Origin of the sequence: Marinobacter sp. F4206, assembly GCF_019392195.1 — a bacterium.
Taxonomy (GTDB): domain Bacteria; phylum Pseudomonadota; class Gammaproteobacteria; order Pseudomonadales; family Oleiphilaceae; genus Marinobacter.
Genome location: NZ_JAHXKI010000002.1, coordinates 179129 through 194705, shown reverse-complemented (window position 1 = coordinate 194705; position 15577 = coordinate 179129). Strand labels below are relative to the sequence as shown.

Below are 15577 nucleotides of genomic sequence, written 5' to 3'. Positions count from 1 at the left end.
TCCCCAAGCCTTGGAGTTTGCGCGTATGCCGCTGATGGTGCAGGCCCTGTTGCCGATATTTTTCCTGATCATGCTCGGGCATGTATTCCGGCGCATGGATTTTCCAGGCGGAGATTTCTGGCCACAGGCAGAGCGGTTTACCTATTACGTGCTGTTTCCAGCCATGCTCGTTTTCAAGCTGGGACAGGCGCGGTTGCCGGCCTCCGCCTATGGCGATATTGCCTTGCTGATTGGTGCCATGCTGATCGCAATGACACTGGTCCTGGCGTTGGCGCAGTGGTTCTGGCGCTGGCCCGGCCCGGTGTTTTCTTCGGTTTACCAGGGCGCTATCCGTTTCAATTCCTATGTGGGTCTGGCCGCAGGCGGCATGCTGCTGGGGGACGAGGGCTTGTCGCTGACGGCGATCGCCGTTGCCATCATGGTGCCGTTGCTGAACCTGCTTTGCATACTGATGTTTTCTCTCGTGGCCACGGAGGGTCCGGTCCGGTTGGTGCCGGTGTTCAAGGCGATCGTGACCAATCCACTGATCGTGGGCTCGGTGATTGGCGTGGTCTGGAGTTTCTTCGAGATCGGGTTTCACCCCCTGATCGGCGGCATTCTGGAGCCTCTCAGCAACCTGGCGTTGCCCATGGGGTTAATGACGGTGGGTGCGGGGCTTCAGCTCAAGGCTCTGAGAGGGGCTTCCCTGCCTTTTATCGTTTCGTCGGTGCTTAAGCTGGTGGGATTTCCCCTCACGACCGGGGGGCTTGCATTGTTGCTGGGCCTCGACGGAACCATGGTTCAGGTTGCGGTTCTGTTGGCGGCACTTCCCACGGCCACCTCTGCCTATATCCTTGCCCGCCAGCTCGGCGGCGATGCCCCGTTGATGGCGGGTATTATCAGTGGCCAGACGTTACTGGCCATCGTCTCCATTCCGTTAATGCTCAGTATCCTCTGGTAGGCACTTCAGCACAGCCTCGGCAATGCCGAGCTGAAACTCCTGGTAGCCGTTTACGCTTACTCCGATGTCCGTGGCCAGGGGATCCCAGGTGCTGAACGTGACATCCAGTCCCTCGGTGATGGAGGTCCACCACTGACGGTTGAATTGCGGTTCGGTCAGAAGGCAGGGGTGTGTTGCCTCGCGTAACTTGGTCTGAACCTCGGCAACGTGCCGGGCACCGGGGGACAGCTCCGGATTCAGGGTGAGTACGTCGACAAGCGGCAGCTCATAGTGTTCGGCAAATCGAGTGAATGCGCTGTGGTAAGCAAACAGGCCGAGCGCGTGAGCTGGCTCCAGCTTCTTGCGGATGATGGATTCTGTTTCAGTCAGATTTGACTCGAAACGGGCAAGATTCCGGTCCAGAGTTTCCTGGTCGGCGCCTTTGAGTCCCGACAGGGCCTTATGGATGTCTTTTGCCATGCCGAGCGCCAGAGTCGGATCCAACCATAGGTGAGGGTCCTCACCGTCGCCATGGTCATGCATATCCGCTTCCCCGGAATGCTTCCCTCCATGGTCGTGATGCCCGTCATGCCGTTCCTCCTCGTGGGCGTTTTCGGGATCCATAAGGCCAACGGTTCGTCCCCGGAACTCTTCGCCGTGCAGGAGCCGGTCCAGAAAGCTTTCGACGTCGGGCCCGACCCAAAAAATCACATCGGCGTTTTCCAGGGCGCGCCGCTGTGAGGGACGCATGCTGTAAGTGTGCGGGCTTGAGCCGGCGGGGACGATGGTGCTGGTTTTGACGTCGTCTTCAGCAATCGCCCGGACCAGCAGTTCCAGTGGTTTGATAGAGGTGACGACTTCGGCCGCCGTGGCCAGAGAGGGTAGGGAAAGTAGCGTACCGGCGGCAAAGGCGGTGGCCGCGTTGGCATAGGTTCGTAGCATGGCTGGCGTGTCCTGGTTCAATCAATAGAATGTTATAATGTTACATTATCGGTGGCGATGCGCCAAGAGTGGCGCTGGCATTGACCGTTTGGACGCGCAAAGCCAGCGGGTTATGCGAAATCCGGGGTGGGTCGGTATAATGCCCGGCTTAATAAACGGCCACCGACATTTCAGGAAGGTTTCATGACAGTACGCACCCGAATTGCTCCATCACCCACCGGTGACCCTCACGTTGGTACCGCCTACGTCGCCCTGTTCAACCTCTGCTTTGCCCGCCAGCACGGCGGTCAGTTTATCCTGCGGATTGAAGACACTGACCAGGCTCGCAGTACAGCGGAATCAGAACGGGACATCCTTCAGGCGCTGCGCTGGCTCGGGTTGAACTGGGATGAGGGGCCCGACGTCGGTGGTCCTCATGGGCCGTACCGTCAGTCCGAACGCAAGGATTCCTACAAGCAGTATGCTGAGGACCTGGTCACGTCCGGCCACGCATTTTATTGTTTCCGGACACCGGAAGAACTGGAGGCCATTCGTGAGGAGCGCAAGGCCAAGGGGCTGAATCCGGGCATCAAAGGCGACCTGGAGCTGCCGGAAGAAGAGGTGAAGCGCCGTCTGGATGCCGGTGAAGCGCACGTAATCCGCATGAAGGTTCCGGACGAGGGTATCTGTGAGATCCAGGACATGCTTCGTGGCACCATCGAGATCGACTGGGCCCAGGTGGACTGCCAGATTCTGTTGAAATCGGATGGCATGCCAACCTATCACCTGGCGAACGTGGTCGATGATCACAAGATGGGTATTACCCATGTCCTGCGTGGCGAGGAGTGGATCAACTCTGCGCCCAAGCACAAGCTGCTGTACCAGTACTTTGGCTGGGACATGCCCGAGCTGTGTCATCTGCCCCTGTTGCGTAACCCGGACAAGAGCAAGCTGTCCAAGCGCAAGAACCCGACCAGCATCAACTTCTATGAGCGTATGGGCTTCCTGCCGGAAGCGGTGACGAACTACCTCGGCCGCATGGGCTGGTCGATGCCGGATGAGCGCGAGAAGTTTACGCTGGACGAGATGATCGAGAACTTCGACATCCAGCGGGTTTCCCTCGGTGGTCCGGTATTCGATGTGGAAAAACTGCGTTGGCTCAATGGCCAGTGGTTGCGCGACGAGCTCACCGAAGAACAGTTCATGGAGCGCATGCGTCAGTGGTGGTTCAATGAGGATGCCTTGAAGGCACTGGTGCCTCACATCAAGGGCAGGGCAGACGTGTTCTCCGATGTCGCACCTATGGCCAACTTCATGTTCTCCGGAATGTTGGAGCTGACCCCGGACGATTTCGCTCACAACAAGCTGGATGAGGCGCAGATCAAACGCGTCCTCCAGTTCACCCTGTGGAAGCTGGAAGCGCAGCGGCACTGGAGCAAGGAAAACATCTTCGCGGACATCAAAGCCCTGGCCAAAGCCATGGAGCTGAAGATGGGCGACTTCATGTTCTCAATCTTCGTTGCCGTCGCCGGCACCCCGAATTCCTGGTCGGTAATGGATTCCATGGACCTGCTGGGGCCGGATATGACCCGTTCCCGTCTGCGTCATGCCCTGGAAGTGTTGGGTGGGTTTTCAAAGAAGGAGACCAAGAGAGTGGAGAAAGAGTACGCCGCATTGGGTGCTTAATAACCGCTTTGGTGAAGAAATAAACGGCTTGAGCAGGGATGTTCAGAAAACTTGAAAAAAGTGCGATTCAGAGGTTGACGCCCATAGGGCGGATCCTTAATATACGCAGCCGTTGAGGGGCCATAGCTCAGCTGGGAGAGCGCAACACTGGCAGTGTTGAGGTCGGCGGTTCGATCCCGCCTGGCTCCACCAATTTCTAGTCCCCTTCGTCTAGTGGCCTAGGACTCCGCCCTTTCACGGCGGCAACAGGGGTTCGAACCCCCTAGGGGACGCCAATTCGGCTTGACGGTTTAGTCCACCGGAGAGCCATCAAAAAAACCGCCTTTGGGCGGTTTTTTTGTGCCTGGAGAAATCTGTGGCAAAGCCCCCGGTGTCTGTGTGGGGGCTGCTCGTACGCCTGTTTCTAACGGGCTGCAATGGCACCCTTGCCAACGCCCTCGTAGGCCTTGACCCGGATCCTGTCGGTCGGAAATTCCAGCTTCAGCTTGTCGGCGATATGGGCGGCGATCAGTTCCACTGTGGTGTCCGTATCCAGCATGTATACCCGATCCTCGGGCAGTGTCAGCGCAAACTCGCCCTGGTTTGCCTCGTATTCGAAGGTTACATACCGAACCCCGTCATTGCCCACGTGGCGCCGGACAACGTCCTCCTCGGAGCCTACGTAAATGTCTCGCCAGAGCTTGGACCAACGGCGTTCCAGATCGTAATCCCGGTGCCCGTTGCGGTCGATCCGGATCGGTGAGCGGTGCCCGTGGGCTATCCTCTGGCAATTGCCCAGGTGTTTTTTGAGCCCATGCACATAGTGGTAGTAAGCTCCCTCAATCACATCTTCTCGCAGATTGATTTCAACGGTGGTGACGTTTGCAGGCAGAACCGCCTTGAGTTCATGCTCCAGGAGGCTGGCGACCACAGAGGGTACGACCCGCTCGGATGACAGCCACACCACGGCTTCGTCCGGGGAGCGATGGACGATTTCGCTGCCGTCAGTCAGCGCCCAGCGAAACGTGTCGGGTTCATCCTCGTTCCACGACAGGCCTTCATAGCCACGGGGAATGACGAGCCGGTGATCCACTCGCTCGTCAATAATCCGTTTGATGGTCCGCTTCACGTTGCTGAAATCGAACACCATACCCTGATCGTCCAGGTCGCCGCCCAGCACCACATCCGCGATCCAGCTCTCGCCGACCAGGCCGCGAGTAGGGTCCAGGTATGCGAAATCTATGACGGTGAGGTTGTCCACAAAGAGGTGATTCATTAAAAGTCCGGGCGGGTATGGTTGAATGATGGCGGAATTCTAGCAAAAATCACTGAAACCGGCAGTCTGCATCTGCTCCGGGCTTCATGTATCTGACTATCGAGACGCTTATCATAAACTTCTCCCCCCGCGCGACCGATCAGGAATTTCCGACACTTATCCTTGCTGCAGGCGCTTCCAGCCGATATGGCCGGCCCAAGATGTTGCTTCCCATGGGGGAGCGACAGGGGATCCTGCTGGACCGGGCCATCGAGTTGGGGCGAGTGCTCAGTCGAGACGTCCGGGTCGTTTGTGGTGCCTGGTATCCTCTGATCCGGTTTCGCTGCTCGTCGCAACCGACGGCCTGGCTCAGGTCGCCTGACTGGTATCAGGGGCTTTCAGCGTCCCTGGCGACCGGCCTGGCGAGCATGGGGCCAAAAGCCCGGGGCGTCTTTGTCCTGTTGGCCGACCAGCCGTTGCTGGATGTAGATTCACTGAGAGCGTTTGGCGAGGCAGCCAGGTTTGTGCCGAATCAGCCGGTCGCAGCCGATTACGATGGTCGGCCCGGGGTGCCTGCCTACCTGCCACGGTGGCTTTGGCCCGAACTAATGGAGCTGGAAGGTGATCGCGGCGCTGGCGCGCTATTGGCCAGCGTCAGGGCGACCCGGGTTGATATTCCGGGTGTCCACGACGATGTGGACACTCCGGAAGACTGGCAAGAGGTAAGGTCGAGGCTCAGCCAAACAGGCCGGACAACCAGGCAATCCCGACGCTGAAGATGCCCAGGCTGACGGCCAGTCCCACGGTGTAGACCTTGGAAGAGGCCGACCGTTGTTGGGCCACGAAGAGATCGATGGTCCGTTGGGCGATATCCTCGGCGGTTTCCCGTGATATTTCGTGGGCCTGTTGAATGGCCTCTGACTGAAGGGTTTGCCAGAACTCGGTGTCGATGGTCTGGACGCTGGTGATGTGGTCCTTGAGTTCCGCCATGTGGTCAGTGGTGAACCCGGAATTGCTTTTCAGTTCCCGTTTCAGGTCTGCCAGTTCGCGGGCCAGGTTGAGATTCACTTCGGCAGCCACTTCGTCGCGCAGGTGTCGGGTGCGTTCCTCCACCAGTGCCGCCATGCCATCCAGCCGCTCCTCGACAGTGCTCTCCTGCCTGCTGCGGGATTCATCCAGTGCCCGCTTGAGATGATCAAACTGTTCGTCAAAGAGGGAGCTGAGCAGTTCGTGCAGCCGGTTGTTGATGTGGGTTTTAACCGCTGAACGCGCAATCTGCTCAATCAGGTCACCGGTCAGGGGCACGACATTCGAGGAAGCACTGTCCTGAGGCGCGGCATCGCCCTCGGTTTTGAGGGACAGCTCAACCGAGGCGTCGTCGGGAATGTTCAGAAGTTCGTCTTCTCCGTTGGCGTTGGTTGAATCGACCTCCGGTGGTTCGGGTAACGTGCCTTCGGTGACATCGCGGTCCAGTTGCTCAAGAACCAGGGTCAGGCCATCTGTGTGGGGCGGCTTGGTAAGAATGTTGTATACACCGAAGTTCTTCGCCTCCTCCATAAACGTCGACGATTTCTTGGAGGTGCACATGATGATCGGGATGGCGGCGGTGTCCGGGTTGCCCTTGATAGCCTTAGTCGCTTCCACGCCATTCATGCCGGGCATCAGGTGATCCATGAAAATGACGTCCGGGCGGTCGGAACCGTTCAGGAAATCCAGTGCTTCCTCGGCCGACCCTGCCATGTTCACTTCCATGTCACGACTTTCCAGCAGCTTGCTCAGGGCAAACCGCGCCACCTTGGAGTCGTCCACCAGCAGAGCGTTCTTGATCGCCATGTCACTACCTCAATCCTGTACTGCAAACGCGTGTATGATCGGGCCGGTATCGGTTACCAGCCTTCCAGTTTCGGGCATTGAGTGGCCCGGTAGCTCTTGTCCCGATAGCAGACACCGGGTTCGGTTGTCCGGGCGGTGAATATTTCGCCGGCCGCGGTTGTCAGGCGCACCTTTCCATAAGGCTCGCCATGTCGGAAGGTGGCTTCGATGGAGCTGCCGTTGGGGTTCAACAGCAGCCCCTTGCCGTGGAATTTTCCTTCAATGTACTCGCCCTCGTACTTCTTGCCATCGGCAAAGACTTCGGAGCCGGTACCGTGAAATGCTCCGGTGGAGAATTCGCCTTCGTAATGACGACCATCCGGGTAGGTGAGCGAGCCGCGGCCGTGAAATTCGTCGTCCCGAAAGGCGCCCACATAAAGCATGCCGTCCGCTGTGGTTAGCGAACCGTGGCCGTTTAGGTGGCCGTCTTTCCAGTAGCCGGTCAGGATGTCGCCATTGGCCATGGTGAGGGTGCCTTTGCCACTAAAGCGGTTGGCCGCGAATTCGCCGGTATAGCGCGCCCCATCTGCGCCACGCCAGGTGCCTTCTCCATGCCGCTGACCTTCACTCCAGTCGCCGTCATAGCGGCTGCCATCGGGGTACCAGGCAGTGCCTTCACCGTGGAATTTTCCATCGACGAAGTGACCTTCGTAGCGCAGCCCGTCTTTGTCTTCATAGGTGCCGTCACCGGTTTTTACGCCGCCGACCCAGGAGCCCTTGCGATAGTTGACGGTGGTATAAGCCTCAAGTTTGCCCACCAGAGTCATCTCGCGACCGGCCTCCACCGCAACCTGACGGCTCCAGTCACTGAATCCGGGTTTGCTGATGGTGATCTCGTAACGGCCGGGATCGAGTTCCAGGTCGAGTCGAGTGGCGCCGTAGGGTTCGCCGTTGATGGTCACGCTGTCACCGACCACATTCGAGCGCAGGATAAGGGTTCCGGTGGTCGGAGTTGGTTTTTCCGGTTCTGGTTTCGGCGTCGGCGATACATCGCTTCTGGTCGCCATGGCTGCGGACGGTTCCGCGACAGCCAGCACGGTTGGTTGCTCTGGCATAGGCGGCACGCTGAAAGGCTCTGCTTCCGCTTTCGGCCTTCGTGGTTCTTCCGTTAACTCCGCCTCTGTTCCGATGGCAAGCGTCCTGGATCCGGCCTGCTCGGACTCGGGGGGGTGGGCGGGTTCGGCAAAAACATCAGGTTGCGCCGCCTCGGGCTCGGGTTGGTTCGCCGTCGCAAGCGCCTGGTCAACGGCGGGGGGCGCGACCTCCGCCAGGGCCATCGCGTCGTCCCGGACGGACGCGAAGCCGGCGGTAACCAGAAGCATCAGGGCCAGTGCGTTGATGAACAGAAGCGGTCTGACATCGACCATGGTGGAACCTCGTGAACCTGCATTCTCAGAATTCTGTCTACCTCTGCATCTTAACCAGTGAGTGCAAACTTATGTAACAGAAAGTGTCTGGAGTTAACGAGAATGCAGGCCAAATCACACTTTGTCCGGAAGCTGGTCATGGTTGAGCTGTTCCCATGACCTCATGTACACATCGGCTTCATATTCATAGGGGGAACGGAACGGCGTCAGTACGAAGTCAAAGACCAGGAAGATAAAGCCAATCGATGCCCAGGCAATGGTCAGGGTGCTGATCGTGGTGGCCTGGACTTCGGGGTTGGAGCTGGTGAACTCCTGGAGCAGGGGGATCAGGTCCGAGGCCATCACCACCGGATTAAAGCTGGCGAGAACGAACGGAATCCAGAACGCGATAAAAATGGGAAAGAAGCCAAAGGACCACAGGATCCGACGAAGCAGGTACATGGCAACTTCGCGCCAGAATCGCTGTCTGATTTCCGGAACCTTGCGGATGCGCTCGAGATACCTACGGCGTTCAGCCCAATACACGGCCACTTCAGGGGCGTCCACGGCCTTGGTGTGTGGTGAATAGGTGGTCATGAATTGCGGGGCTACCTTATCGCTTGTGGACTGTGCATGATAATCGATACTACGTGTTACCCTACAAGTCTCTTATTGTTAAAGACAGGATAGTTCGAATGGCTTCAGAGATCGAGAACGCAGCCCATCCGGCCTTTGAAAAGCTTCGCAGTCATCGGATTGGCACCCTCAATCTGGATGTTGAGGAGTATCGTCACAGGAAGACCGGCGCCCGGCACCTGCACCTGGCAGCGGACAACGAGGAGAACGTCTTTTTCGTGGCGCTCCGGACCTTCCCGATGGATTCGACGGGCGTTGCCCACATTCTGGAGCACACCGCCCTCTGTGGCAGTGAGCGGTATCCGGTGCGGGACCCTTTCTTCATGATGATCCGTCGTTCCTTGAATACCTTCATGAACGCGTTCACCAGCAGTGACTGGACCGCCTATCCGTTTGCCAGCATGAACCGGAAGGACTTTGACAACCTGCTGTCGGTCTACCTGGATTCGGTCTTTTTCTCCAAGCTGGATCAGCTGGATTTTGCCCAGGAAGGTCACCGGCTTGAATTCGATACGCCGGACGACCCGGGTACCGACCTGGTCTACCGCGGAGTGGTCTATAACGAGATGAAGGGCGCCATGAGTTCGCCCACCTCTCAGTTGTGGCAGAACCTGAGCAGTCACCTTTTTCCGACCACCACTTACCACTACAACAGTGGTGGCGAGCCGGATCACATCGTCGATCTGAGTTACGACGACCTGGTGAAGTTCTACCGTCACCATTACCACCCCAGCAACGCCATTTTTGCCACCTATGGCAATATCCCGGCCCACGAGCACCACGAGCGTTTCGAGGAGCTGGCCCTGAAACGGTTTGACCGTCTTGATATCGAATTGCCGGTTCGGGATGAGAAGCGCATGTTTTCGCCGGTGCGGGTCGAGCACGGGTACGCCGTGAACGAAGGTGAGGACACCGAGAAGAAGACCCACATTGTCATGGGCTGGTTGCTCGGTCACAGCTTTGATTTGCAGGAAAACCTTGAAGGTCAGCTTCTGTCTGCCGTTTTGCTGGAGAACAGTGCTTCGCCGTTGATGCGCGCCCTGGAAACCACCGGTCTCGGTCACGCGCCATCGCCGATGTGTGGTCTTGAGGATTCCAACCGGGAAATGACCTTTGTTTGCGGCATCGAGGGCAGTGAGCCGGAGCAGCACAAGGAGCTGGAGGCACTGATTGAAACCACTCTGCTCAAGGTAGCCGAGGAAGGTGTCAGCGAGGAGCGTCTTGAGGCCATTCTGCACCAGCTTGAACTGCACCAGCGTGAGATCGCCGGGGATCAGTTCCCCTATGGCCTGCAGTTGATCATGAGCGCCATTGCGCCCATGGTTCATGGTGGCGACCCGGTTGAATTGCTGGATCTCGAACCCGTGCTGGAAATCCTGCGCGAGAAGATCCGGGATCCCCAGTATGTGCCGAACCTGATCCGGCGGAAACTGCTGGAAAACCCGCATCGGGTTACGTTGACCCTGCGCCCGGACGACAAGCTGGAAAGCCATCGCCAGCAGGCAATCCGTGAGGCCCTGGCTCGTCGCAAGGCCGAGCTGACGGATGCGGAAGTTCAGCAGATTGTCGAGCGTGCCAAGGCACTGGAAGAGCGCCAGATGCGCAAGGACGATGATTCTATTCTGCCCAAGGTGGATCTTTCCGACGTTCCGCTGCAGATGCCGGAGCCTGAGTCCCGGTACGACGGTGACATTTCTGCCACTGTCTTTGCCCGCGGCACCAATGGTCTGGTTTATGAACAGGTGGTGGTGCCGGTCCCGGACCTTACCGAGGAAGAGCTATTGCTGGTGCCGTATTACACCACACTGATCTCTGAAGTGGGCTGTGGGGATTTGGACTACCTGCAAATGCAGGATCGTATTTCTGCGGAATCCGGCGGCATTGGCGCATCGTTCAGTGCCAAGGGAAAGGTCGACGATGTTCAGGATCTGTCCGGATACATCGTGTTCAATGGCAAAGCCCTCGCGCGGAACCGGAGTGAGCTCACACGTCTGCTGCGGGACGTTTATACCAGCGCTCGTTTTGATGAGAAGGAGCGGATTCGCGAGATCATTGCCCAGATTCGCACCCGTCGGGAACAGGCCGTGACCGGCAGCGGTCACGCGCTGGCAATGGGTGCGGCTGCCCAGGGCATGAGTCCGGGATCCTGGCTGTCGTTCCGGCTGGGTGGCCTGGCGGGCATTCGCGGGACCAAGCAGCTGGATCAGGCGCTGAATGATCCGCAAGAGCTGGAGGCGCTGTGTGCGAAATTGTCGTCCCTGCACGACAAGATCCGCAGTCAGGGCCGCGAGTTCCTGGTGATTGGTGAAGAGGGCCAGCTTCCGGCTATGGTGGATGACCTCAAATCCTGCTGGCAGGGCGAGGAAAGCACAGAGTCGTCACCCTGGAAAATGGAGCCGGTGAACTACACCACCCGCGAGGCGTGGCTGACCTCCACCCAGGTGAACTTCTGCGCAAAAGCCTACAGCACGGTTCCTGTGGATCACCCTGATGCGGCCGCATTGACGGTACTGGGCGGCTTCCTGCGCAACGGCTACCTGCACCGGGCGATCCGCGAGAAGGGGGGTGCCTACGGCGGTGGCGCCGGCCAGGACAGTGTGAACGGGACCTTCCGGTTCTTCTCCTACCGGGACCCTCGTCTGGCTGAGACTCTCGACGATTTTGATCAGGCGCTGGAGTGGCTGCAGACAACCGATCACGATTACCAGGAGCTGGAAGAATCCATCCTGGGCGTCATCGGCCAGCTGGACCGTCCGCGTTCCCCGGCCGGGGCGGCGCGGCACGCCTTCCATAACAAGTTGTTTGGGCGAAGCCCGGAGCAACGCGTCAGGTTCCGCGAGCGTGTGCTGGCCGTGACCCTGGATGATCTCAGGCGAGTGGCCAGTACCTGGCTGGTGCCTGAGAAAGCCAGCACCGCGGTGGTCACCAGTCCGGAAAACCGCAAGGTTGCCGAGGAGCTCGGCCTGGCGATCGAAGAAATGTAACCCCGGGCGGGCGCAGGAAAAGAGGGCCGAAAGGCCCTCTTTTTTTGTGCCTCAGTCGGGCCTTACTGCGTCAGCGGTTCCGCTTGAGGCCGGTAGTGACCATGATCCGGGTGGAGATTTCCTCGACCGAATAGGCCGTGGTGTTAAGGTAGGGAATCCGTTCCCGCCGGTACATCAGCTCGATCTCCTCGATTTCATGCATGCACTGCTTCAATGACGAGTACCGGGAATTCGGGCGGCGCTCGTTGCGGATCGTGGCGAGGCGTTCAGGTTCGATGGTCAGGCCAAAAATTTTCTGCTTGTGGGGCTTGAGGGCAGCGGGCATTTGCTGATCCTCCAGGTCTTCTTCGGTGATCGGATAATTAGCCGCTTTGACCCCGTATTGAAGAGCCAGGTAAAGGCAGGTTGGCGTTTTACCGCTGCGCGAGGCGCCGACAAGGATCAGGTCTGCCTCGTCATAGTGGCGTATGCGCGCACCGTCATCGTTGTCGAGGGCGAAATTAACTGCATTGATGCGGCGCTCGTAGCTGCCCTCGTTGTTGATGGAGTGGGACTTGCCCACCGTATAGGAAGACGAAGACTGCAGTTCCTGCTCCAGTGGACTGAGAAACGTTCCGAAGATGTCCACCATGAAACCGTCGGCCGTGGCGATAACCTCCCGGATATCGCTGTTCACGATGGTGTCGAACACCAGTGGCGAGGCGTTGTCGGTTTCGGCGGCTTTGTTGATGCGCTTCACCATGTCCCGGGCCTTTTCCTCGTCATCGATGTAAGGCACAGTCACGCGCTCAAATTCGATTTTTTCAAACTGGGCCAGCAGGCTGTGGCCGAGGGCCTCGGCGGTCAGGCCGGTGCCGTCGGAAATAAAGAAAGCAGTGCGTTTCATGGTGTATCGTCCGGTTCCGTATTTGGCGGGTTCCCTAGGTAAATGCCGCAGGTTACAGTATCATACACTCCAAGTTCGAGACTCCGCAGTGGATATTGCCCGCTTTTGCCGCTAGATACCGCTGGCCCGGTTATGCTCTTTGCTTCACAGACTCAAGGGAGACGTGCTTTGGAAGATTACATTATCTGGTTTGATCACCTGGGAATGTCCGATGTTGACCGGGTGGGAGGAAAGAACGCCTCTCTCGGTGAAATGATCAGTAATCTCGCCAACGCAGGTGTTACCGTTCCCGGCGGTTTCGCCACGACAGCCCACGCTTATCGCGAATTCCTGGCCACAGATGGCCTGAAAGACAAGATCGACAATGCCCTGGATGCCCTGGACGTCAACGATGTTAACGAACTGGCCCGCGTGGGTGCCCAGATTCGTCAGTGGGTTATCGATACGGACTTTCCGGACGTTCTTGAGAGCGCGCTGGCTGAAGCCTATTCCAAGCTTCAGGCCGGCAACGAGCACATGGCCGTTGCCGTGCGATCGTCCGCGACCGCCGAAGACCTGCCCGATGCCTCCTTCGCCGGCCAGCAGGAGACCTTCCTGAACGTGGTTGGGCTGCAGCAGGTTCGCACCTCCGTGAAGGAAGTGTTTGCGTCCCTGTTCAACGACCGTGCGATTTCCTACCGGGTTCACCATGGTTTCGACCACAAGCTGGTGGCGCTGTCCGCCGGTATCCAGAAAATGGTGCGCAGTGAGACGGCGGCCAGTGGTGTCATGTTTACCCTCGATACGGAATCCGGGTTCCGGGACGTGGTGTTCGTAACCGCCTCCTATGGCCTGGGCGAAACCGTGGTTCAGGGCGCTGTGAATCCGGATGAATTCTATGTCCACAAGCCGACCCTGGACGACGGCCGGCCCGCCGTTCTGCGCCGCAATCTCGGCAGCAAAGCCATCAAGATGGTTTATCACTCCAGCCCCGATGCCGGAGAGTTTGTCGAAACGGTGAAGGTGGAGCAGGACGAGCGGAATCGCTTCTGCATCACCGATGCCGAAGTGGAAGAACTGGCCAAGCAGGCCATGATCATCGAGAAGCACTACCAGCGCCCCATGGACATCGAGTGGGCGAAAGATGGTGATGACGGCCGGATCTACATCGTTCAGGCGCGTCCGGAAACGGTCAAGAGCCGAGCCTCTGCCAACGTCATGGAGCGCTACCTGCTGAATGAAACCGGGAAGGTGCTGGTCGAAGGACGCAGTATCGGTCACAAGATTGGCAGTGGCCCGGTGAAAATCATCACCAGCATTAAAGAGATGGACCGCGTTCAGGCCGGCGACGTGCTGGTGACTGATATGACCGACCCGGACTGGGAGCCGGTCATGAAGCGCGCCTCGGCAATTGTTACCGATCGGGGCGGTCGAACCTGCCACGCGGCCATCATCGCTCGAGAGCTGGGTATTCCGGCGGTGGTTGGCTGCGGTGATGCCACTGAACTGCTGAAAGACGGTCAGGAAGTCACGGTATCCTGCGCCGAAGGCGATACCGGGATGATTTACGAGGGCGCGCTGGACTTTGAGTTGCGCGAAAATACCGTCGATTCCATGCCCAACATTCCGTTCAAGATCATGATGAACGTGGGCAACCCGGACCGGGCCTTCGATTTCCAGGCATTGCCGAACGAAGGCGTGGGTCTGGCCCGTCTCGAGTTCATCATCAACCGCATGATTGGCGTCCACCCGAAGGCACTGCTGAACTTTGATGGCCTGCCGCGCGATATCAAGCAGACCGTTGAGAAGCGTATCTCCGGCTACAGCTCACCCGTGGATTTCTACGTGGACAAGCTGGTGGAGGGCATCTCCACACTGGCCGCTGCCTTTGCTCCAAAGAAGGTGATCGTGCGCCTGTCGGATTTCAAATCCAACGAATACGCCAATCTCATTGGCGGGACGCTCTACGAGCCGGATGAAGAAAACCCCATGCTCGGTTTCCGCGGTGCTTCTCGCTACATCTCCGAGACCTTCCGGGACTGCTTCGAACTGGAATGCCGGGCGCTGAAAAAAGTCCGCAACGAGATGGGGCTGACCAACGTGGAGGTCATGGTGCCGTTCGTACGGACCGTTGGAGAGGCGGAGCAGGTGGTGAATCTGCTGGCCGAAAACGGTCTCAAGCGTGGCGAGAATGGGCTGCGCGTGATCATGATGTGTGAATTGCCGGCCAATGCCCTGTTGGCGGACCAGTTCCTGGAGCATTTCGATGGCTTCTCCATTGGCTCCAACGACCTGACCCAGCTCACCCTCGGCCTCGACCGGGATTCCGGGATCATTGCGCACCTCTTTGACGAACGTAATGACGCGGTCAAGGCGCTGCTGTCCAACGCGATCCAGGCGTGCAAGAAGGCCGGCAAGTACATTGGCATCTGTGGCCAGGGGCCGTCGGATCACCCGGATCTGGCCAAGTGGCTGATGGATCAGGGCATTGATACCGTCTCGTTGAACCCGGACTCGGTGCTGGATACCTGGTTCTTCCTCGCCGACGAGAAAATCGACTGAGTCCATTTCAGGAAAAGGAGAACGAGAAGTGACAGAGATCATTACACCCGACCTGTGTGACGAGTTCCCGGAGGTTCAGGTTGTTGAGCCGGGCTTCAATAACTACGGCGGCAACAAGGCATTCGGCGGTGAAATCGTCACCGTGAAATGTTTTGAGGACAACTCGGTTGTAAAGGAGCAGGTCGGCCAGCCCGGTAACGGTCGGGTCATGGTTGTCGATGGTGGCGCGTCAAAGCGTCACGCTCTGCTGGGCGACATGCTGGCGGAGAAGGCGGCGAATAACGGCTGGGCGGGTCTGATCATCTACGGCTGTGTCCGGGACGTCGATGAGATCGGCAACACTGCGCTGGGCGTTCAGGCGCTGGGCACACACCCGCGCAAGAGCGAGAAGCGTGGCCTCGGAGATCTGAACGTGGCAGTGACGTTTGGCGGGGTGACCTTCCATCCGGGCCACTATGTCTATGCCGATAACAACGGCATCATTGTTTCCGAGAAGCCTCTGGTCTGAGGCTCTCATTACCTCGGAACGCCGCGCCTGCTGCGTTCCGGCGG

General features: G+C 58.5%; 12 protein-coding genes and 2 tRNA genes. 8 read left to right on the top strand and 6 right to left on the bottom strand.

Annotated features, from left to right (window positions below):
* The first annotated feature begins 25 nt into the window (after positions 1–25).
* The gene (locus KZO34_RS03170) at positions 26–940 is read left to right on the top strand and encodes an AEC family transporter (RefSeq protein WP_219473311.1); all 915 of its coding nucleotides are present in this window, start codon (positions 26–28) and stop codon (positions 938–940) included.
* Here KZO34_RS03170 and KZO34_RS03165 read toward each other — a convergent pair.
* Complete coding sequence (locus KZO34_RS03165) at positions 917–1861, bottom strand: zinc ABC transporter substrate-binding protein (RefSeq protein ID WP_219473308.1); 945 nt, start codon at positions 1859–1861, stop codon at positions 917–919. The two genes, KZO34_RS03170 and KZO34_RS03165, sit on opposite strands and share 24 nt — an antisense overlap.
* 183 nt (positions 1862–2044) lie before the next feature.
* Here KZO34_RS03165 and gltX point away from each other — a divergent pair, with 183 nt between their 5' ends.
* The 3 genes from gltX (at position 2045) to KZO34_RS03150 (ending at position 3801) form a co-directional block, all read left to right on the top strand.
* A complete protein-coding gene (gene gltX, locus KZO34_RS03160; RefSeq protein ID WP_219473305.1) occupies positions 2045–3526 on the top strand; it encodes a glutamate--tRNA ligase in 1482 nt (493 codons plus the stop codon).
* Positions 3527–3642: 116 nt separating this feature from the next.
* Positions 3643–3718, top strand: a tRNA-Ala gene (locus tag KZO34_RS03155).
* Between the two features lie 7 nt (positions 3719–3725).
* A tRNA-Glu gene (locus KZO34_RS03150) sits at positions 3726–3801 on the top strand.
* A gap of 128 nt (positions 3802–3929) precedes the next feature.
* Here the strand turns inward: KZO34_RS03150 and KZO34_RS03145 are convergent.
* Positions 3930–4781, bottom strand: a complete 852-nt coding sequence (locus KZO34_RS03145) for a 6-carboxytetrahydropterin synthase (protein WP_219473303.1) — start codon at positions 4779–4781, stop codon at positions 3930–3932.
* Between the two features lie 86 nt (positions 4782–4867).
* On the opposite strand from KZO34_RS03145, the gene KZO34_RS03140 reads away from it, so the two are divergent.
* Positions 4868–5536 (top strand): nucleotidyltransferase family protein, encoded by a 669-nt coding sequence (locus KZO34_RS03140; protein ID WP_219473301.1) that lies wholly within the window; start codon positions 4868–4870, stop codon positions 5534–5536.
* Here the strand turns inward: KZO34_RS03140 and KZO34_RS03135 are convergent.
* From KZO34_RS03135 to KZO34_RS03125, 3 genes are all read right to left on the bottom strand, one after another.
* Positions 5496–6593, bottom strand: coding sequence for a response regulator (locus tag KZO34_RS03135; RefSeq protein WP_219473299.1), 1098 nt, complete (start codon positions 6591–6593; stop codon positions 5496–5498). The genes KZO34_RS03140 and KZO34_RS03135 overlap by 41 nt on opposite strands.
* Positions 6594–6646: 53 nt before the next feature.
* Complete coding sequence (locus tag KZO34_RS03130; protein WP_219473297.1) at positions 6647–7999, bottom strand: MORN repeat-containing protein; 1353 nt, start codon at positions 7997–7999, stop codon at positions 6647–6649.
* Positions 8000–8113: 114 nt separating this feature from the next.
* Entirely contained in the window at positions 8114–8575 is a 462-nt protein-coding gene (locus KZO34_RS03125) for a hypothetical protein (protein WP_219473295.1), read from the bottom strand.
* Between the two features lie 98 nt (positions 8576–8673).
* Between KZO34_RS03125 and KZO34_RS03120 the strand changes: the two genes are divergently transcribed.
* Positions 8674–11598, top strand: a complete 2925-nt coding sequence (locus KZO34_RS03120) for an insulinase family protein (protein ID WP_219473293.1) — start codon at positions 8674–8676, stop codon at positions 11596–11598.
* 70 nt (positions 11599–11668) lie between these two features.
* Here KZO34_RS03120 and ppsR read toward each other — a convergent pair whose 3' ends face one another.
* Positions 11669–12484, bottom strand: coding sequence for a posphoenolpyruvate synthetase regulatory kinase/phosphorylase PpsR (gene ppsR / locus KZO34_RS03115; protein ID WP_219473291.1), 816 nt, complete (start codon positions 12482–12484; stop codon positions 11669–11671).
* Positions 12485–12652: 168 nt separating this feature from the next.
* On the opposite strand from ppsR, the gene ppsA reads away from it, so the two are divergent.
* Together ppsA and rraA are read left to right on the top strand one after the other, a co-directional pair.
* Positions 12653–15025, top strand: a complete 2373-nt coding sequence (gene ppsA / locus KZO34_RS03110) for a phosphoenolpyruvate synthase (RefSeq protein WP_219473289.1) — start codon at positions 12653–12655, stop codon at positions 15023–15025.
* 28 nt (positions 15026–15053) lie between these two features.
* The gene (gene rraA / locus KZO34_RS03105) at positions 15054–15533 is read left to right on the top strand and encodes a ribonuclease E activity regulator RraA (protein ID WP_219473288.1); all 480 of its coding nucleotides are present in this window, start codon (positions 15054–15056) and stop codon (positions 15531–15533) included.
* Positions 15534–15577: the final 44 nt, after the last annotated feature.

Coding starts and splice junctions, on each gene's coding strand:
- ppsR (WP_219473291.1), bottom strand. CDS start 12,484: ATGAAACGCACTGCTTTCTTTATTTCCGACGGCACCGGCCTGACCGCC.
- KZO34_RS03165 (WP_219473308.1), bottom strand. CDS start 1,861: ATGCTACGAACCTATGCCAACGCGGCCACCGCCTTTGCCGCCGGTACG.
- KZO34_RS03140 (WP_219473301.1), top strand. CDS start 4,868: ATGTATCTGACTATCGAGACGCTTATCATAAACTTCTCCCCCCGCGCG.
- gltX (WP_219473305.1), top strand. CDS start 2,045: ATGACAGTACGCACCCGAATTGCTCCATCACCCACCGGTGACCCTCAC.
- KZO34_RS03145 (WP_219473303.1), bottom strand. CDS start 4,781: ATGAATCACCTCTTTGTGGACAACCTCACCGTCATAGATTTCGCATAC.
- KZO34_RS03170 (WP_219473311.1), top strand. CDS start 26: ATGCCGCTGATGGTGCAGGCCCTGTTGCCGATATTTTTCCTGATCATG.
- KZO34_RS03120 (WP_219473293.1), top strand. CDS start 8,674: ATGGCTTCAGAGATCGAGAACGCAGCCCATCCGGCCTTTGAAAAGCTT.
- KZO34_RS03135 (WP_219473299.1), bottom strand. CDS start 6,593: ATGGCGATCAAGAACGCTCTGCTGGTGGACGACTCCAAGGTGGCGCGG.
- KZO34_RS03125 (WP_219473295.1), bottom strand. CDS start 8,575: ATGACCACCTATTCACCACACACCAAGGCCGTGGACGCCCCTGAAGTG.
- KZO34_RS03130 (WP_219473297.1), bottom strand. CDS start 7,999: ATGGTCGATGTCAGACCGCTTCTGTTCATCAACGCACTGGCCCTGATG.